This is a genomic window from Caballeronia sp. SBC1, from assembly GCF_011493005.1.
In the GTDB taxonomy this organism is placed as follows: Bacteria; Pseudomonadota; Gammaproteobacteria; order Burkholderiales; family Burkholderiaceae; genus Caballeronia.
Genome location: NZ_CP049156.1, coordinates 1,202,845 through 1,222,566, shown reverse-complemented (window position 1 = coordinate 1,222,566; position 19,722 = coordinate 1,202,845). Strand labels below are relative to the sequence as shown.

Annotated in this window: 14 protein-coding genes; 3 read left to right on the top strand and 11 right to left on the bottom strand. The window is 61.4% G+C overall.

Annotated elements, in window-relative coordinates; all coding sequences use genetic code 11:
• Window positions 1-194: 194 nt before the first annotated feature.
• The 6 genes from msbA to SBC1_RS05340 form a co-directional block, all read right to left on the bottom strand.
• The gene (gene msbA / locus SBC1_RS05365) at window positions 195-1,913 is read right to left on the bottom strand and encodes a lipid A export permease/ATP-binding protein MsbA (RefSeq protein WP_206366046.1); all 1,719 of its coding nucleotides are present in this window, start codon (window positions 1,911-1,913) and stop codon (window positions 195-197) included.
• 269 nt (window positions 1,914-2,182) lie between these two features.
• On the bottom strand, window positions 2,183-3,475 hold the full coding sequence (locus SBC1_RS05360; protein ID WP_165088192.1) for an O-antigen ligase: 1,293 nt from the start codon (window positions 3,473-3,475) through the stop codon (window positions 2,183-2,185).
• Window positions 3,472-4,608 carry a glycosyltransferase family 9 protein gene (locus SBC1_RS05355; RefSeq protein WP_165088188.1) on the bottom strand — a complete coding sequence of 379 codons (1,137 nt, stop codon included), beginning with the start codon at window positions 4,606-4,608 and terminating at the stop codon, window positions 3,472-3,474. Before SBC1_RS05355 ends, SBC1_RS05360 begins: the two co-directional genes overlap by 4 nt.
• A 61-nt stretch (window positions 4,609-4,669) precedes the next feature.
• Window positions 4,670-5,950 carry a nucleotide sugar dehydrogenase gene (locus tag SBC1_RS05350; RefSeq protein WP_165088184.1) on the bottom strand — a complete coding sequence of 427 codons (1,281 nt, stop codon included), beginning with the start codon at window positions 5,948-5,950 and terminating at the stop codon, window positions 4,670-4,672.
• Window positions 5,951-6,040: 90 nt separating this feature from the next.
• Window positions 6,041-6,868, bottom strand: coding sequence for a polysaccharide deacetylase family protein (locus SBC1_RS05345; RefSeq protein WP_165088179.1), 828 nt, complete (start codon window positions 6,866-6,868; stop codon window positions 6,041-6,043).
• A complete protein-coding gene (locus SBC1_RS05340; protein WP_165088174.1) occupies window positions 6,865-7,962 on the bottom strand; it encodes a glycosyltransferase in 1,098 nt (365 codons plus the stop codon). Before SBC1_RS05340 ends, SBC1_RS05345 begins: the two co-directional genes overlap by 4 nt.
• A gap of 428 nt (window positions 7,963-8,390) precedes the next feature.
• On the opposite strand from SBC1_RS05340, the gene SBC1_RS05335 reads away from it, so the two are divergent.
• Complete coding sequence (locus tag SBC1_RS05335; RefSeq protein WP_165088170.1) at window positions 8,391-9,158, top strand: glycosyltransferase family 2 protein; 768 nt, start codon at window positions 8,391-8,393, stop codon at window positions 9,156-9,158.
• Here the strand turns inward: SBC1_RS05335 and SBC1_RS05330 are convergent.
• The 3 genes from SBC1_RS05330 to SBC1_RS39595 form a co-directional block, all read right to left on the bottom strand.
• Window positions 9,127-10,236 (bottom strand): glycosyltransferase family 4 protein, encoded by a 1,110-nt coding sequence (locus tag SBC1_RS05330; RefSeq protein ID WP_165088166.1) that lies wholly within the window; start codon window positions 10,234-10,236, stop codon window positions 9,127-9,129. The two genes, SBC1_RS05335 and SBC1_RS05330, sit on opposite strands and share 32 nt — an antisense overlap.
• Window positions 10,236-13,799, bottom strand: coding sequence for a DNA polymerase III subunit alpha (gene dnaE, locus SBC1_RS05325; RefSeq protein ID WP_207958433.1), 3,564 nt, complete (start codon window positions 13,797-13,799; stop codon window positions 10,236-10,238). The genes SBC1_RS05330 and dnaE overlap by 1 nt, the downstream gene beginning before the upstream one ends.
• A gap of 72 nt (window positions 13,800-13,871) precedes the next feature.
• Window positions 13,872-14,069 carry a hypothetical protein gene (locus tag SBC1_RS39595; protein ID WP_207958427.1) on the bottom strand — a complete coding sequence of 66 codons (198 nt, stop codon included), beginning with the start codon at window positions 14,067-14,069 and terminating at the stop codon, window positions 13,872-13,874.
• Here SBC1_RS39595 and SBC1_RS05320 point away from each other — a divergent pair.
• Entirely contained in the window at window positions 14,062-14,946 is an 885-nt protein-coding gene (locus tag SBC1_RS05320; protein WP_165088158.1) for a sulfurtransferase, read from the top strand. The two genes, SBC1_RS39595 and SBC1_RS05320, sit on opposite strands and share 8 nt — an antisense overlap.
• A gap of 105 nt (window positions 14,947-15,051) precedes the next feature.
• On the top strand, window positions 15,052-15,954 hold the full coding sequence (gluQRS, locus tag SBC1_RS05315; RefSeq protein ID WP_165088154.1) for a tRNA glutamyl-Q(34) synthetase GluQRS: 903 nt from the start codon (window positions 15,052-15,054) through the stop codon (window positions 15,952-15,954).
• 130 nt (window positions 15,955-16,084) lie between these two features.
• Here gluQRS and SBC1_RS05310 read toward each other — a convergent pair whose 3' ends face one another.
• Together SBC1_RS05310 and SBC1_RS05305 are read right to left on the bottom strand one after the other, a co-directional pair.
• A complete protein-coding gene (locus SBC1_RS05310) occupies window positions 16,085-17,674 on the bottom strand; it encodes a DEAD/DEAH box helicase (RefSeq protein WP_165088148.1) in 1,590 nt (529 codons plus the stop codon).
• A gap of 566 nt (window positions 17,675-18,240) precedes the next feature.
• Complete coding sequence (locus SBC1_RS05305; RefSeq protein WP_165088143.1) at window positions 18,241-19,710, bottom strand: aldehyde dehydrogenase family protein; 1,470 nt, start codon at window positions 19,708-19,710, stop codon at window positions 18,241-18,243.
• Window positions 19,711-19,722 lie beyond the last annotated feature (12 nt).

Genomic DNA, 19,722 nt, shown 5'->3' with positions numbered 1-19,722 from the left:
GCACGGTCAATTCCCGAGTACGTCAGGTTTCAGCGCTTCTCAGCACTTCGTTACGCACGGCCTTCCATCCCAGGCACCACTGAAACACCGTCCGCCGCACGGTACACAAACGCCCCCAATCCGCGTTCCCGAAAACAAAAACGCGCCCCTGGCCGTTTGGACCATGGGCGCGCATCGATTAAATCGAAAAAGCGTCAGGCTGCTTGCTGCTGATACTGGATCCGGTGAAGGTTCGCGTACAGCCCGTTGTGGCGCAACAATTCGGAGTGGCTGCCCTGCTCGGCGATTTTCCCGCCTTCCATCACCAGAATCCGGTCGGCACGTTCAATGGTCGAAAGGCGGTGCGCAATCACCAGCGTCGTGCGTCCCTTCATCAGCGTTTCCAAGGCTTCCTGCACGTGCCGTTCGGACTCAGAATCGAGCGCGGACGTCGCTTCGTCGAGAATCAGAATAGGCGCGTCCTTGTAGATTGCCCGAGCAATAGCCAGTCGCTGCCGCTGTCCGCCCGACAAGCGCATGCCATTGCCGCCCACACGCGTATCCACGCCGTCGGGCATGGCTGCGACGACATCGGCGAGATTCGCGGCAGCCAGCGCCGCCATCACCCGCTCGCGGTCCGGCGTCTGGCCGTACGCCACGTTGGCGGCGATCGTGTCGTTGAAGAGCACCACGTCCTGGCTCACCATGGCCATTTGTCCGCGCAGATCGTGCAGGCTGTACTCGGTGAGCGGCACGCCGTCGACCAGCACCGCACCGCTGGCGGGATCGAAGAAACGCGGCAACAGGTTGACCAGCGTGGTCTTGCCGCTTCCCGACGCACCGGCCAGCGCGACCATTTCACCGGGCGCGATCTTGAACGAGATCGCGTCGAGCGTGGGCTGTCCGGTCACGCCATAACTGAACGACACTTCGCGGAACTCCACCTCGCCGCTCGCGCGCTCGAGCGGCCGGCCGCCGCCTTCGGGCTCGGCCGGTTCATCGATAAGACCGAAGATCAGTTCCGCCGCCGTCATGCCGCGCTGCAGCGGCTGGTTGATATCGATCAGGTGCTTGAGCGGCGAGATCACCAGCAGCATGGACGTGACGAACGCCACGAAACCGCCGACAGTTGTCTGGTCGTTCGCCGACTGCACCACGGCGATGGTGATCACAATGGCAAGCGCAATAGATGCCAAAAACTGCGTGAGCGGCTGCGCGAGACCACCGGACACCGTCATGCGCATCTGGTAGCCGCGCAGGCGATTGCTCATTTCGGTGAACCGGTCGTTTTCGTAGCGCTGGCCGTTGTGCACCTTGACGACTTTATAACCGCCAACGGTCTCTTCCACGATGTACGACAGTTCGTTCGTCAGCAACTGCGACTCGCGATTGAGCCGTCGCAACCGGCGATTGATCTTGCTCACCAGCCAGCCGATAGCAGGCAGGATGACCGCGATCACCAGCGTCAGCCGCCAGTTCAGGATGAACAGGTATCCCAACAGGAATACGACCGTCAGCGAGTCGCGCACGAGCGTGACGACCACGCTTTGCAGCACGTTGAGGATCTGATTCACCTCGAACACGATCGCGTTGATGATCGTGCTGGCCGTTTCCCGCTGGAAGAAACCGGCGCTGGTGTGGATCATCCGGTCGAACATTTTCAGGCGCAGTTCGAGCAGGATCTTGTTGGTGACATAGGCGAGCAAGTAGCCCGACGCGTATTGCGCGCCGCCCCGCACGACGGCAAGGCCGACCACGGCGGCCGGCACGATCCACTTGGCGCTGGCGCTGCCTTTCGCGCCAAAGCCGTGGTCGAGCAGCGGCTTGAGCAGCATGGGAATTCCTGCCTCGCTCGCGGCGACGAAGCCCATGGCGATCAGGCCGAGCGCGACAATCCAGATCAGGGGGCGGATATACGGCCAGAGCCGGCTCATCACGGCGGCCGGCGACGTGGTCTGCCCGCTGCCGATCGTCTTGCTCAAGGTTGGCTTCTGACTCAAAAGGTGTCCTTAGTCGTGAATCCGTGGATCCGTGGATCCGTAGGTCGGACGGCGGGCGGAGCAGGACTGAACCTGCGCCCGGGCGGCTCTAAGCGCGCTGAACCCGCCGACACGGCAAACCGCTATTGTAATGCGCCGGCCCTCTTTGTCTCATTAAGAGGCTCGTCCAGGCGAGGGGCCGCAGCAAGGTTGAAGTTCCGCCGCTACTGCTGCTGCGACACAGCCCGTCGCGCCGGCGCAACCCGCCCCGCCAGACGCTCGCCGCGACCGAGCAGCAACCCTGAAAACGACCAGAAGGCGAGCGCGGTGGTCTGCCACATGAAGTCGTCGGTGAAATTCTTTGCAATCATTCCGATGACCAGCGCCATGCCCGCCGCGCTTAGCCAGGGCACCACGTGCCGCAGCCTCCAGAAGCGCCAGATCAGCGCAAGCAGCAACGCGGCCTCCAGCACCACGCCCACTATTCCCGTCTCAAGCCAGGTATTCAAAAACAGGTTGTGCGCATGCGTCAGAGCCTGCGGTTCCTTCTCCAGCAAAGCAGGGGGTATTTCGTTTTGAAATACCCGCCCCGGCAACGGCTTGCCGAAACCAATGCCCGTCCACGTATGCGACTCACCTTCCCGGCCGTAGAACGCCCACAGTTTGGGACGCGTATCGGCAGACATGGCGTCACCAATTCCGGCCAGCGCCTCGGGAACGTACACCTGGTCGCGGCCCACCTTCAACTCCCGTGCAGCGGGTTTCGGCATGGCGTGACCGTAACGAAGCCGTACGCTCATTTCGAGCGTGCCGACCACCGCTACGCAGATCACTGCAACGCACACGCCCGCGATCAGCATGTGTTTCCGGTACAACGGGTAGCACGCAATCACGAGCGTCACGCCCGCGGCCGGCCAGAAGAAACGGTTGAACGTTGCCAACCCGATGACAAGAGCAAGCACCAGCCCGCTCAGGCCGATTGGCCACCAGCGGCGGTTCAGCATCAGGCCGGTGAAGAGCGTCATCGAAAAGATGACGAGTGTGCTCGTATGGCCGACACGGTTGTAATAGTGGAGAAGGAGATCAGCGGGATCCGTGGGTGGCTGCAAACGGCCCCAGTAATACAAGCTGCCGGCGGCCAGCAGGACGCAGGCCACCCAGTTGATCAACACCATGCGCTCGGGCCTGGTCGTGCGCGTGCCCATCAGCCAGAACGCGAAGAACGACACCAGCGGATACAACACTTCATCGAGCCAGGCATGCATGCTGTCGCGCGGATACGGCGACCACGCGATCGACGCCAGCGCCCACGCACTCCAGACAACAATAGGCCACAGCAGCGGCCAGTGCAGCGGCGACGGCCGTTCCGAAGAACAAGCCGCCGCTATCGTACCGATACCCACCAGCCCCAGCGCCATGTTCTCGAACGCGGTCATATGGGCGAACATCGCGACAAACATAATCACTGGACACGCCACCCACAGGACGCGTTCCACCTGCTTGCACGTCTTCGTCATTGCACTCCCGGAAGGACCGTCTGCAAGCTGTTGCAGACGACCTCAAGCGAAATAAAACCCATGCAGGCCGCATGGTCACCGCGCCACGCTACGCAAGTCGTCGTATTGCGGTCACAGCGGCGAGCCCAAGCCACGTGCCGTCTGAAGATATCCGGTTCATTGCGGCACGGCATGTCCGCGATAGTAACCGGCATGAACGGCGCATCGCGCCAGTAATTTCCCGCGCCGTGTATCAACGCATTACCGGGGCCGAACAATGTAACCGTGGGCACACCGGTCAGACGCCCGAGGTGCGCCACGCCCGTGTCCGGACAGACGATGGCCCGAGCGCCGGAGAACAAATGCCACACCTGTCCCAGATCAATCCGGCCAGCAAAGTTCGGATAACGGCCATCGGGATCGATTGTGTCGATCAGCGCCGTCTCGCTCGGTCCGCCGCTCCACACGGGCGTGAAACCCCGTGCTTCGACAAACGCCGCCAGTGCTTTCCAGCGTTCATCGGGCCAGCGTTTGACCTCCGTGCTCGCCCCCGGATGTAACACTACGTAAGGACCTCGCAACGCGCGCGCGTCAGATTCTGAAAACGCGGCAGGCGCAGGCGCCGGCCAGTCGCTCAGCCGATACGGCCGCGGCGGCGGCCCGGCCACCAGTTCGGCGGCGAGATCGGCCCATGCTGCGGGCGCGTCGGGATACGGCACGGCTTCGTCGAGCGGCACGTTTTTCCAGGCCGGCGTGTCCGCAGCATGTCCGACGATCCAGCGGCACCCCGCCGCCAGCGCGAGCCACGTATGCCGATTATCCCCGGCCACGATGCCAAGATCGTACGGTCCCGAGCGCAACACCGCATTGACCGAGCGGAAGTCGCGCGGGTCGAACGGAATGACGTCGAGGCCAAACGGCCTGCCCGCATAGAGCGGCACGATCGGCTTGGGACAGGTCAGCACGATCTGCGCGTCAGGATATTGTGCGCGAAGTTTCGCGACGAGCGGCGTCAGCAGCAGCGTGTCGCCGAGCAGCAAATGATGCGCAATCAGGATGCGCTTCAAGACTTGAGGCTTGCGACGCAGCGGCTTCAACGCCAGCCGGGGCAACGCGCGGGCGAAAATGCGCACGCGTCCGGAAAGTCGGCTCATCGAGTGGCGTTTCCTACGTGAAATCGAGATTATGCCGGTTGGTCGCGGCGAGCCCGGATTTTCATAACCGCCATACTACGAGACCGGCCCCGCTGATGACGTCCAGCGGCAGGCTTGACTTGACATCGGCGAACACGGCGCCTGGGTTCGCCAGCGCCAGCAACGCGTCCGTCTTCGCCAAAAAATCGCGATGCGGAACCGCCAGCACGATCAGATCGGCGGGTTCCAGCGCGTCGAAACCGGTCAGCGTCACGCCGTATTCATCGAAGGCTTGCACCGCGTCCGCGAGCGGATCGTGAAGCTGAACCTCAAGCCCGTAGTCTTGCAGGTGATGCACGATATCGATGACTTTCGAATTACGCAAATCCGGACAATTTTCCTTAAACGTCAGCCCGAGCACGATCGCCCTTGCACGCAGCGGCGCGCGGCCAGTCCGGATCAGCGTCTTCACGGCCCGATCGGCCACGAAACGACCCATGCCGTCGTTCACGCGCCGGCCGGCGAGGATCACCTGGGGCGTATAACCGGAGACCTGCGCCTTGTGCGTCAGGTAGTACGGATCCACGCCAATGCAGTGTCCGCCCACCAGCCCCGGCGTGAAATTGAGGAAGTTCCACTTGGTGCCGGCGGCGTCCAGGACTTCGCGTGTGTCGATATCGAGGTAATCGAAGATGATGGCCGCCTCGTTCATCAGCGCAATATTCAGGTCGCGCTGCGTATTCTCAATCACCTTCGCGGCCTCGGCCACCTTGATCGAACCGGCACGGTACACCCCGGCCGTCACCACCGAGCTATAGACCTGCGCCACCAGATCAAGCGTCGCGGCATCCGACCCGGACACGATCTTCATAATATTGCGAAACGTGTGCTGCTTGTCGCCGGGGTTGATGCGCTCCGGACTGTAGCCAACCGTGAAATCCATACCCAGCTTGAGGCCCGACTCACGCTCGAGGATCGGGATGCAGATTTCCTCGGTGACGCCAGGATAGACGGTCGATTCGTACACCACCACGTCGCCGCGTTTGAGCGCCTGGCCGACCGTTTCGGACGCCTGTTTCACCGGCATCAGGTCCGGCTGGGCGCCCGCGCTGATCGGCGTGGGCACCGCGACAATATGAAAATTGGCTTGCCGGAGCACCTCGATGCTATCGGTCAGCTCGAGGCGAGCAGCGGCCAATTCCTCGCGGCTGGTTTCGCCATTGCGATCAAGGCCCGCACGCAGATCGGCGAGCCGGGCGGGGCTCGTGTCGAAACCGATCGTGCGGCGTTGCAGGCCGAATGCAATGGCGACGGGCAAACCCACATAGCCCAGGCCAATGACAGAGACGTGGCGATCATGCATGGTAATAAGTACTCTGAATTATTAAAACAGGTAGGCCTGAAGGCCGCTCCCGCCGTGTCAGCAAGGGACGCGCGACCCACGGGCAGGCCATCATTTGATTTTCAGGTAAAGCCGGCTGAGAAGCGGCCGGCTATGCACCCACAGACGTCTTTTCAGCCACGTGGCCGGCTTGTCGCGCACGTCCAGCCGCAAGATGCGCGCAGGATTGTCGTGACGCGGGTTAGTGCCAGGCTCAACGGTGTACAGATGACGAAAACCCGCCGCGTGCGCTTCTTCAACGTAGTCGGTATCGAAATAGCCTTGCGGCCAGCACAGATGATCCGATACGTCGCCAAGGTGCTGGGCGAGCGCCGCCCTTGCCTGCAGCAGATCGTCGCGCAGGCGCGCGCGTTTGGTGTCTGCGTTGGCGCTCACGCGGTCCCAGCGTGTATGGGTGTGCGTGTGGCTGTGAAACTCGAAGGTCCCGGCTTGACGCATTGCGTCGATTTCCGACCAGCGCAAGATGGCCTGGTCGGGCTCGCCGGCCTCGATCGCGGCCTTTGCTGCTGAGTGGCCCAGCAGGTCGAGCGTGGATGTAGAGTCCAGCGCGTTCGGGCGCACCGGGCCACTGTTCACCCAGCCCGACACAAGGAATCCGAGTGCGGTAAAACCGTGTTCGGCGAGGACCGGATGCGCGTGAACCCAGTTATCGAGATAACCGTCGTCGAAGGTGAGCACGACTGACTTCGACGGCACGGGCTTGCCCGCCAGATACTCGCTGAACGCCCGCGCGCCGAGCGTGGTGTAACCCTCGCGCGCGAGCATGGCCATTTGATCCGCGAAATGCACCGGCGACACCGTCACCGCACCCGCCGACGGACTCACGTGGTGGTACATCAGCACGGGCACGGCACGCGCCGTGCTCAGCGCCGAGCTCATGCAACGCCCCGCTCGCTCAGGCTGCTTCGGTAAAACGCGGCCATCTCGCTAGCCATGGTATCCACCGAAAAGCGCGTCTGCGTGGTCTGCAAACCGGCCGCGCCCATGCGGCGCCGTTCGTCCGGAGAATCGACCAGACGCAGCAGCGCCGCGGCCAGCGCCTGGTCGTCGTGCGGGGGCACGAGCAGGCCGTTCACGCCGTCATCGATCACTTCTGGCACGCCGTCCACCGCCGTCCCGATCACCGGAAGGCCGGCTGCCATCGCCTCGATGAACGACGTGCCCAGCGCCTCCTGATGAGTCGGCAGCACGAACAAGTCGAAGCCCGCCAATACGTTCGGAATATCGCGGCGCAAGCCGAGTAAATGAATGTGATCGACAAGACCTTGTGCGTGCACGTACGCGCGGGTCTCGTCGAAGAGCGGACCGTCGCCAGCGAAGACGAAATGCAGGTTCGGCCGCTGTTCGATCAACCGTTTCGCGACACGGATCAGGTCTGGATGTCCCTTCTTGTCGCGCAGGATTGCCACGGTGCCCGCGATCACGGCGTCCTCGCCGAGACCCAGTTCCGCGCGCAAGGTGGAGCTCGCGCGGCTCACCGGCTGCGGCTTGACGATGCCTGTATAAATGGTGACGATATCCTGCTGCGGCACGCCCGCGGACACCAGGTAACGCATCACCGACTGACTCACGGCCACCACCTTGTGCGGCAGCCAGGTGTAGGTCGCCCGCGACGTGATGGCGAGCGCAAGATGCCGGGTCCGCACGATCAGCGGCGTTCCCGAGAGCCGTGCGGCAGCGCCGCCGAGCAGGCTGTCGCGACCACTATGGGTATTTAGCACATCGAAACGGCCTTGCTTGAGAATATGCCGAATGCGAGCAACCGCGCTGACGTCGGCGCCTGAACGCATGGCCGTGGTGTGAACCGTAAAGCCTTCCGCCCCAAGACGTTCGCCGAGCCGCGCGCCCGGCACGCACACTAGTTCGAGCGTATGACCGCGTTCGCGCAGTGCGAGCATTTCCTTGAACGTCCGATGTTCCTGACCGCCCCACCCGTTGGACGATTCGCTGTGCAGAATTCTCAGCGGTTTCATTACTATGGTGAACTCCGAGTGAATCTTGATAGTTTCAAATTGAATGGCGCCGAGCACTGGATTCCAGTTTGCGGACCCTTCGATTCGCGTATTTCATGCGCTGTGTCAATACGCTGAATTTCACGCGCCAAGTCGATCGCATTTGCGTCTTTTTGCGGCGATGTATTCGGTCTCACCGCCGTCTACGGTCGTTCAGGCCCATGGCCCTGCCGACCGTGGCATGTTGCCGCTGGTCTGGTATAACAGTGGCCGGGCGGCCAGGATTGATGCGCGATGCGTATGGTGTGAATTCACCCGGCCTCGCCAAGCCCGGCAGGCCCTGTCATGGACGAGACAATGCAACGAGACAGCGACTATAAACGCAGCATTCATCGCTGGAACTTTTCGCATCAAATTATCGCAATTCGCATATCCCACGCTTAAGCCCCATGACTCGTCCAACGCTCGGTATTGCCCTCATCACCTTCAATGCAGCCGCACGCCTCGCGCAGTGTCTCGAAGCTGTTTCCTTCGCCGATGAAATCGTCGTGATCGACGGCGGCAGTACCGACGCGACTGTTGGCATAGCGGAGGCGCACCGCGCGCGCGTGATTGAGGCGCGCGACTGGCCGGGGTTCGGGCCGCAGAAAAATCGCGCGCTCGATGCGCTCGCGACCGACTGGGTGTTGTCCATTGACGCGGACGAAGTGGTCTCGCCGGAATTGGGCGCGGCTATCCGTGCCGCGCTCTCGAAGCCGCAAGCCGAGGTCTACGCGGTCGACCGGCTGTCGAATTTTTGCGGGCAATGGGTGCGGCACAGCGGCTGGTATCCAGACTGGATTCCGCGTCTGTTCAAACGAGGCACAGCCCGTTTCTCCGATGACCTCGTGCACGAGCGGCTGGTGCTGACGGACCCGGATGCAACCAAGGTCGCGCGCCTGCAGGGCAAGCTGATGCACTACTCCTACGAGGACTTCGAGACCGTCCTGCGCAAGCTGGATAACTATTCCACGGCCGGGGCGCGTCAACGCCACGCGGCGGGCAAGCGCGGCAGCTTGGCCACTGCGGTGCTGCGCGGGGCGTGGGCCTTCGTTCGTACCTACTTTCTGCGACGCGGTTTTCTCGACGGCCGCGCGGGTTTCATGATTGCCGTGTTCAATGCGCAGACCGTGTATTACCGGTTTCTCAAGCTCTCTGAACTGAACCGGATGCGCTGACCGGCATGTTGGCAGTAATGCCCTCGGCGAGCGCCAGCAACGACGCAATATGCGCGGCAATGCTGGTGTCGTAGAGAATGGATGCCGCCGTCACGTTTGTGCTTTTTGCATCCACTGCGCGCTGGACGGCGTGCCGCAGGCCATCTGCATCACCCGGCTGAAAGGTAAATTTCGCGTTGTCCGCAATCGCGCTGCAACAGCCTACGCTGGTTGGAAAAATCACCGGCGTGCCGCACATCACGGATTCGATACCGACCAGCCCGAACGGCTCGTACTTCGAGGCAAGCACGGTGAAATCGGCCGCCCGATAAGCATCCTCGATATTCTTTGCATAACCCATGTAGCGCACCTGCGCCGAGGTCTGCGCAGGCGGCCGTCCGGCCACCGCGACAACCACTTGCAGGCCGCTGTCACGCAACGCCGCCTCGATCAGCGGCAACCCCTTGCGCTCGTGGCTGCTCGACGGAAACAGCAGCACGATCTCTTGATCGGCGAAACCAAACTGCTTGCGCAATTCAGCACGTTTGTTGGGCGGCGCCGGGGAAAACCGCGTACCGTCCACGGGCGGATAAAGGACATGGATTTTTGCATCCGGCACGTTGTACAACGAGCGCAATTCGTTGCGCATCATTTCCGAGTGCGCGACGATCACCTTGGCTTGCTGGTATTGCAAACGCTCCAGCACAATCTGGCGGCTGTCCGAGCGGCGCTCGCGCCGGCCGGTCGCGGTGAGAAAGCCGATATGCGTCCCGCCGCAGATCGCTATCTCGGAGGACTCCACACGGTTGCAGCCAATCAGCAGATCCACCCGCGCTTTCTTGCGTGCCCGTTTGAGCACCCAGTTGTAGTACGTATCGCGCAGCTTGGACGGCAGAAACGACACGTTGATCCGGCGCGCATCGACCATCTGGCTTTCCGGCTGCGACGTATCAATCTTGCGCGCGAAAAACACTGGTTTGCGCTCGCCGGTGAAGCCGGCCGCGTTGAGCCCCCGGATCAGGTCCAGCGCGTAACGTTCAAGTCCGCCGCTCAGTTTCAGCGCGTTGGCGGAGATGGCGACTTTCGTCCCGGCGCGCATCAATACACAATTTCGATTGAGCTTCCCGCGAATTCGCCGCGCAATGCCGTGATGAGATCGTCGGTCGGCTTGACACGCCACGCGTCGCCGAGCCGCACTTCGCCCTCGGCATGCTCGGTGCGATACACAACGCTCACATTCAGGCCATTCGGGATATGCACGGGCTGTCTTTGTCCACGGCCGCCGTCACGATCACCGCCTCCACGCGAACCTCCGCGCGATGGCGCCGGTGCTGCCGCTGGCGCAGCGGCTTGTTCAGGCGGCGCGCTATGCGCTTCCAGCACCTTCTTAAGCCGCAGCGCGTCGGCGTTGCCGTTCATTTCCACCTTCACCGCCTGCGCATAACGGCTGCGTGAGCGTTCGAGATCCATTGCCGCTTCCACCGTGAAGCGAATGCCGCCAGTGAACGCGTCATTGCGCGCCTGACCCTGCACGACCAGCAACTCGTCTTCCTTGTAGAGTGCCTTGTTCGCTTCGAATTGCTCGCTGTACACGGTCACTTCGCATTGGCCGGTGCCGTCGTCCAGATTCACGATCAGCATCTTGCCGCGCTGGGTCATCTGGGTGCGCATGGTGGTGATCACGCCCGCGACAAGCTTGTCGCGCCCTTCCTTCAACTCGCCGATCTTCTGCCGCACGAAGCGCCGCACTTCGGTCTTGTAGGCGTCGAAGAGATGGCCCGAAAGGTAGAAGCCCAGCGCGCTCTTCTCTTCCTGCAAACGCTTCTTGTCCGACCACATGGGTTCGTCGAGAAGGTCGTGGCCTTGCTGCGGTTCGTCGCCCATGTCGAAGAGACCGGACTGCATGGCGTTGGCCGCCGCTTGATCGGCCGCTTCCATTGCAAGAGACACCGATGCAATCAATTGCGCACGATTATTGTGCAGCGAATCGAATGCGCCGGCACGGATCAGCGCTTCCACCGTGCGCCGGTTCACCATGCGCCGGTCCACCCGCATGCAGAAATCAAAGAGATCAGTGAACGGCGCTTCTTCCCGCGCGCGCAAGATTTCTTCGATAGCACTCTGCCCGCTGCCCTTCACCGCGCCGAGGCCGTATCGAATGGTCTTCGATCGCTTGCCGTCCGCTTCGGCCACCGGCTCGAACCGGTACGCCGACTGATTGATGTCCGGCGGCAACACGGCCATCTTGTTGACTAGACAATCCTCGAACAAGATCTTGACCTTGTCCGTGTCGTCCATGGCGAGCGACATATTCGCCGCCATGAATTCGGCCGGATGATGCGCCTTGAGCCATGCAGTGAAATACGCGAGCAGCGCATAAGCGGCCGCGTGCGACTTGTTGAAACCGTAGCCGGCGAACTTCTCCATCAAGTCGAAGATTTCGTCGGCTTTTACCGCCGTCAGTCCATTCTTCGCCGCGCCCTGCCGGAACAGTTCGCGATGCTCGGCCATTTCCTCGGCCTTCTTCTTACCCATCGCGCGACGCAGCAAGTCGGCGCCACCCAGCGAGTATCCGCCGATAATCTGCGCCATCTGCATCACCTGCTCCTGATAGACCATGATGCCGTAGGTCTCTTTCAGGACGGACTCAACACGCGGATCGGGGTACTCGACGATCTCGCGGCCGTGCTTACGCGCGCAGAAGCTCGGGATCAGGTCCATTGGACCCGGCCGGTACAACGCCACCAGCGCGATGATGTCCTCGAAGCGGTCAGGCTGTGCGTCCTTCAGCATGCCCTGCATGCCGCGGCTTTCCAGCTGAAACACGGCGACTGTGTTCGCTTTCTTGAGAATCTGGAACGAAGCGGGGTCGTCGAGCGGAACCTGCGACAAATTCCAGTCTTTCTTCGACGGATCCAGACGGCGGATATACCGTTCAGCCCAGTCGAGAATAGTGAGCGTGGTCAGGCCCAAGAAGTCGAACTTCACCAGCCCGACCGCTTCCACGTCGTCCTTGTCGTACTGGCTGACCACGCCGCCGTCTTCGCCCTGCGTATAAAGCGGGCAGAAATCCGTGAGCTTGCCCGGTGCGATCAACACGCCGCCCGCGTGCATGCCGACGTTACGCGTCAGCCCTTCCACGCGCTGCGCAAGTTCGATCAACTGATGCACTTCGTCTTCGTTGTCAAAGCGTTCCTGCAGCGTGGGCTCTTCCTTCAACGCGTCCGCGATGGTCACGTGCTTGCCCGGCTTGAACGGGATCAGCTTGGCGATGCCATCAGTGAACATGTAGCCCAGGTCGAGCACCCGGCCAATGTCACGCACGGCCGCCTTCGCCGCCATCGTGCCGAAGGTTGCGATCTGCGACACGGCGTCAGCGCCGTATTTCTGCTTCACGTACTGAATGACGCGGTCGCGCCCTTCCTGACAGAAGTCGATGTCGAAGTCAGGCATGGACACACGGTCCGGGTTCAGGAAACGTTCGAACAGCAGGTTGTATTTGAGCGGATCGAGATCAGTAATGAACAATGCGTACGCGACCAGCGAACCCGCGCCCGAGCCACGGCCCGGACCGACCGGCACGCCATTGTTTTTCGCCCACATGATGAAGTCGGCGACGATCAGGAAGTAGCCCGGAAATCCCATGCCAATGATGGTCTTGCACTCGAATTCCAGGCGCGCGTAATACGTCTCGCGCTGCGCTTCGCGGGCGGCTTCAGTGGGATAAAGCTGGACCAGCCGTTTCTCGAGACCTTCCTTCGACAAATGCACCAGGTAGTCGTCAAGCGACATGCCATCGGGCGTGGGGAACAGCGGCAGTTTCGGCTTGCCGAGTTCGAGCTTCAGGTTGCAGCGCTTCGCAATTTCGACCGTGTTAGCCAGTGCCGACGGAATATCCGCGAACAGCGCGCACATTTCTTCTTGCGTGCGGAAATATTGTTCAGTCGTGAAGCGCTTCTGACGCCGCGGATTCGCGAGGATATCGCCCTCGGAAATACACACGCGGGCTTCGTGCGCCGTAAAGTCGTCGGGGGTCATGAACTGCATCGGGTGCGTAGCGACTACCGGCAGCTTGAGCTTCGCGGCCAGCGCGACGGCCTGTTGAATATAGGTCTCGCCGCCCGGTAGCGCCGCGCGCTGCAACTCGATGTAAAACGCGCCCGGAAAAAGCTTGGCCCAGCGCTCCGCGTGACGTTCCGCGGCCTGATCATTACCGGCGGCGAACGCCATGCCAATATCGCCATACTGCGCGCCCGAGAGCGCCAGCAAGCCTTCCGACAACCCGCTTTCCAGCCACTCGTATTCGACTTCCGCGCGGCCGCGGTATTGGTTCGTCAACCAGGCTTTTGAAAGCAACTCGCACAGGTTGAGATAACCGCGCTGGTTTTTCACCAGCAACAGCAAGCGCGCGGGCTTGTCGCGATCTGCAGGATTGGTAATCCAGACGTCGCAGCCGGCAATGGGCTTGACACCCTTGCCGCGCGCTTCCTTGTAGAAACGGACGAGGCCGAAAGCGTTGCCGAGATCGGTCAGCGCGAGCGCGCCCTGACCGTCTTTGGCAGCGGCTTTAACAACGTCGTCAAGGCGCACGATGCCGTCGGCAATCGAGAATTCGGAGTGAACACGAAGATGAACAAAGCGGGGATCTGACATGAGCGTTATTGTACATGCGCCTATTCGCGAAATTCGCCCGGCAGCACGCGTTAGCCGTTCGGACAAGGCTAATTAATTCGGTCAATAAGTTGGATAAAAAGCAGCGTGAAAAAAGTGCCGCATCGGCTTGGGGTCATCGGCCGATCGGTCGAGTCGGAAGCGCACGCCGTTTGCGGGATAATACGGATTCGGTGAATGCCCCAGGCGCTCGTCGAAACCGCTTTTTCCTCCGGCAACGCCCGTTTTCCAGCACTTTAAGAGCATTTGCGTCATGAGCATCGTCAATCTTTCCTCCTATAAGTTCGTGACCATCGAGAGCGGCGCCGAATGGCGTCCGCAGATTGTTGACCGATGCACCGCACTCGGCTTGCGCGGCACCATCCTGCTCGCGCCGGAGGGCATCAACCTGTTTGTTGCGGGCGAGCCGGAGCAGATTGGCACGTTCATGGACTACCTTCGTACGGACACGCTTTTCGAGGGCAAATTCGCCGATCTCGAGTTCAAGGAAAGCGTGTCGGCCAGCCAGCCGTTCGGCAAGATGCTCGTCAAGCTGAAGCGCGAAATCATCACCATGAAAAAGCCGGCAATTCGACCTGAACTGGGCCGCGCGCCGTCCGTCGGCGCGACCACGCTGAAGTCGTGGCTGGACCGGGGACATGACGACGAGGGCCGTCCTGTTGTCATGCTGGACACGCGCAATGCGTTCGAGGTCGACGTCGGCACATTTGATCAGGCGCTCGATTACCGCATCGCGAAATTCAGCGAGTTTCCGGCCGTAATTGAGGAGCGTCGCGCGGATCTCGAAGGCAAGACGGTGGTGTCATTCTGTACGGGCGGGATTCGCTGTGAGAAAGCGGCGATCCACATGAAGGAAGTGGGCATTGACCACGTCTATCAACTCGAGGGCGGCATTCTCAAGTACTTCGAGGAAGTGGGCGGCGCGCACTACCACGGTGAGTGTTTTGTATTCGATCACCGGACGGCGTTGAATGCCGCGCTCGAACCAGCGGCAATTGCGCAGAACGGCGAGGATCGAACGTCGGCCACGGCAAGCACGGACGACGATGCAACCGATACCGACGAGGCGCACGCAGCGATCACGGCGGACGGCCAGGCATCGTTCCCCAGCCCGAACCACAACAGCCGGCACGAATAGCATGCAGACGCTTCCCGCACGCCGGCAGTGCATGACCTTTCGTTGTGCGTCCCGCGCTCATCTGACGGCCGCGTTGGAACCCAAACTCATGGGTCGGCGGGCGGGATGAGCCCAGCGCCGGGCTATCGGGGTCGTTTTGCGCCCTCACCCACGGGGCCACTGCATTTCGGCTCGTTGGTGAGCGCGTTGGCGAGTTTTCTCGATGCACGGGCTCATCGCGGAACGTGGCTGGTCAGGATCGAAGATGTCGACGGTCCGCGCACGGTGCCGGGCGCGGCCGCGGAAATCCTGGACACGCTGGGCAGGTTCGGCATGTTTTCCGCCGAACAGCCCGTGTGGCAAAGTCAACGTGAAGTTGCCTACCAGCAGGCCTTCGGGCAATTGCTAACCGCCGGCTTTGTTTTTGCATGCGGTTGCACGCGTCGCGAAATAGCTGATTCGCTCGCTAACGGTCACCCCCGTCACACCCACCACGCTCGACACGCCACGCTGGCTTATCCGGGAACGTGTCGTGACGGGCTGCATGGCAAACAACCGCGCGCGTGGCGGATGCGCGTTCCAGACGGCGACGACGCTGTTCTGAGCTTCAAGGACCGCTGGCAGGGAATGCAGACGCAGGATCTGGCAAGCGAAGTCGGTGACTTCGTGCTCAAGCGAGCGGATGGAGAGTGGGCATATCAACTGGCGGTAGTCGTCGACGACGCGGATGCTGGCATTACGCATATCGTGCGCGGCGCCGATCTGCTGGACTCGACCGCGCGCCAGATTTATTTGCAGCGCTGCCTGGGAGTTTCAACGCCCGCTTATCTGCACGTGCCTGTCATAGTGAACGAGCAAGGTGAGAAACTCAGCAAGCAAACGGGCGCAACGGCGCTTGATACCGGAGCCCCATTGGTGGAGTTGACCCAAGCAGCGAAACATCTCGGTCTGCGCCCTTCACCAGCCAGTTCGCTCGAAGCGTTTTTCTCCGATGTAACGGCGCAGTGGGCAAAGCGGTTCGCGATTTAGGGCGTTGATCTCAGGACGTTGAAAATAGAGCGTTGAAAAACAAAAAAGCGGCATCGCTGCCGCTTCATCGTTTTTTACTGACCTGTTGCACCGGTTCTCTTTCACCGGCCATATCAACCAGCCGATAACTTCAAGACCCCGAAGGCGTTCTCCGCGGCATACCGAGGCCACCGAGCAGCGCAGCCAGCGGCTGACGCGGCGTGTTCTTGCGTTCGGCTTCCGCAGCGGCGTCGTCCTGCGTTTTTCTCGTCGATGCCGCCGACGGCTCGTACGGCTTCAGGAAGAAATCGTCGATAGGTTGTTGACGCGTATGCGAACGCTCGAACGACGTCGAACGACGGCGCGGCTCCTCGCTACGCGCATGTCGATGCTCACCGCGCTCCGGCCGGCCCGAGCGCTCTTCACGACGAGGAGCAGAAGACGATTCGCGCCGCACCGGCACATCAACCTTCAGCACCATCACTTCCAGCGGTCGCTTGATCAGCTTTTCGATATCCGCGAGTTGCTTGCGCTCGTTCGGGCTGCACAACGACAAAGCGTCGCCCGACGCGCCCGCGCGACCCGTACGGCCAATCCGGTGAACGTAATCTTCCGCGCTGAACGGCAGATCGAAGTTGATCACTGCGGGCAAGTCGGTGATGTCGAGACCCCGGGCGGCCACATCGGTTGCGACCAGCGCCTCGATCTCGCCCTTCTTGAATGCCTCGAGCGCTTGCATGCGCTCGCCCTGAGTACGGTCGCCGTGAATCGCGGTCGCAACAATTCCGTCCTTCTCCAGCACGCGCGACAGCCGGCTCGCGCCGATCTTGCTGTTACAGAACACCAGCACCTGCTTCAGGCCGCGCTCACGAATCAGTTGGGTCACTGCGCCGGATTTATCGCTTTCCGCGACTTCGAAAACGATCTGCCGCACGTTCGCGTTCGTGGAATTGCTACGCGCGACTTCAATGGTTTGCGGATTGCGCAGATAGGTTGCTGCAAGCTTCTTGATTTCGCCCGAGAACGTGGCCGAGAACAAGAGCGTCTGACGTTCCTTCGGCAGCAAATTCAAGATGCGTTGCAGATCCGGCAGGAAGCCCATGTCGAGCATCCGGTCGGCTTCGTCGAGAACGAGAATCTGCACCTGACCTAGATTCAGCGTCTTCTGCTGAACGTGATCGAGCAAGCGCCCGGGCGTGGCGATCAGAATTTCAACACCGCGCCGCAGCGCTTCCGATTGCGGGTTCATGTCGACACCACCGAACACAACCGTGCTGCGCAACGGCGTGTGCTTGGAATACGCCTGCACGTTCGCTGCAACCTGGTCGGCGAGCTCACGCGTTGGCGTGAGAATCAGCGCCCGCACCGGATGGCGTGCGGGCGATGCGCTCGTGCTCGCCATAGGCAACAGGCGCTGGATGATCGGCAGCGAAAAACTCGCCGTCTTGCCCGTGCCCGTTTGCGCGGCGCCCATCATGTCGCGGCCGGCCAGCACCACGGGGATAGCTTGTGCCTGGATCGGCGTGGGGATCGTGTAGCCGGAATCGACCACCGCACGCAGGATGTCGGGCGACAGGCCGAACTGGTCGAACGTGGGCACCGGACCGGGAACCGCGGATTCAGTGGCTCCCAACTCGAGCGCGGGAGCGGCTGAAATCGCTTGAACTTCAGTGCTGGAATCAGCCCCGGGTGCAGCGTCGGATGAAGCGGCGGACGGGTTCGTGGCGACGGAATCGGACATGGTGACTTTGGTGGCTTTCGCTTTCGCTAAAAATGCGCCGGAGCGGCGCGCGAGCGGTCATTCCACCGCTCATGGACATCGGATGAAGAAGAACCGCGTGTTTCGTCGATGCAACCGGCAAACGACGATCAACGCGCGGACTTCAGATCCGCAGGGTTTCGGTCACTGCGAATCCTCGCTTGATCCGGTCTGAAGCAACCGGATGGCGCAGTGCTTATAGCGGTACAAAGCGCGGCACAAAGCGGTGCAAACGGCTAAGTACAGGTGGCAAGTACTGGTGCTGCGTGACCATGACGGCAACCAGCGCGGGCATGGAAAACCTCGGCAATCGATACCAATCGATATCAATCGATACGAAAGGACATCAACCTGCCGGCCCAACGTCCCGCTTCCAGTCCGGCCGGGTGTGGTCTTCGGACTTGGCTTTCGGACTACGGGAAAGCCCGCTATTGTAGCACTCCCCCGCCCGCCAGCACGTTGATCAGCGACTTGCCTTCACGCGGCGCCACGGCCGCGAAGCCCGTCCAGACGGACCTCGGCGCCGTGGCCTCGATTGCTATAACAGCCTATTTCGGTTTCTGCACTGGTTTCGGCGCGGCTTTCGGCACATCCCTGACGACCATCAGACGCAATTCCGTCATGTCCTCGATCGCGTATTTCACGCCTTCCCGGCCCAGCCCGGAATCCTTGACGCCACCATAGGGCATGTTATCAACGCGAAATGACGGAACGTCGTTGACCACCACGCCGCCTACTTCCAGTTCGTCCCACGCAAGATTCACGTTCGTGAGACTGTCCGTAAACACGCCGGCTTGAAGACCGAAATCGCTGTCATTGACCGTTTCGAGCGCCTGTCCGAAGTCCGTGAACTTTTCCAGGATCGCGACCGGCCCGAACGCTTCCTTCCGGTACAGATCCTGATCGCGCTTCACGCCTTCCAGCAGCGTCGCTTCGAACATTGCGCCCTCAACCTTGCCGCCCGCAATTATTTTCGCGCCGCTCGCCACGGCGGCTTCCATCCAGCCGGACAGCCGCTTCGACTCGGACTCCGAGATCATCGGGCCAACGAAGGTCTTTTCATCCTTCGGATCGCCCATTTTCAGCGACTTCGTTTTGGCGATGAGCTTTTCGCGCAAGGCGTCGTAGATATCGGCGTGAATCAATATGCGCTGCACGCCGATGCAACTTTGCCCCGACTGATAAAACGCGCCAAACGCCAGACGGTCCACAACGTAATCCAGCCGGTCGCCCTGATCGCGATCGACAATCGCCGCCGCATTGCCGCCCAGTTCCAGGATCACCTTCTTCTTGCCCGCCTTCTTCTTCAGCTCCCAGCCGACCGCCGGCGATCCGGTGAACGACAGGAGACGGAATCGATCATCGGTGGTGAAAAGATCAGCGCCGTCGCGATGAGCCGGAAGGATCGAAAACGCGCCCTTCGGCAGATCGGTTTCGGCGAGAATTTCACCCATGATGAGCGCGCCGACCGGCGTGCGGCTCGCGGGTTTCAGCACAAACGGGCAACCCGCCGCGATCGCCGGCGCAACCTTGTGCGCCGTCAGGTTCAGCGGGAAATTGAACGGCGAGATGAACGAACACGGGCCAATCGGCACGCGTTTGTAATAGCCATGGTACCCGGCCGCGCGTGGCGCAATCTCCAGGTTGATCATGCCGCCGTCAATACGCACCGACTCCTCTGCCGCGACCCGGAAGGTATCAATAAGCCGCGTGACCTCACCTTTCGAATCGTTGATCGGCTTGCCCGCTTCAATGCACAGCGCCTCGGCGAGTTCGTCGAAACGCTCGCGGAAACGCTTCGCGCAATGATCGAGGACCGCTTGGCGCTGATACGGCTTGAATTCGCGCATCGCGCGCTGAGCGGCAACGGCGTGGCCAATAGCCGCATCGATAGCCTTCGCGTCGGCCATTGCCACGCGCGTGGCCACTTCGCCGCTGAATTTATCGGTGACTTCCAGGTCTGTGTTCGCCGCGACGGCTTCGTTTGCCAGGTAATACGGATAGGTTTTCTTCAGCATGTCAGCCTCTGC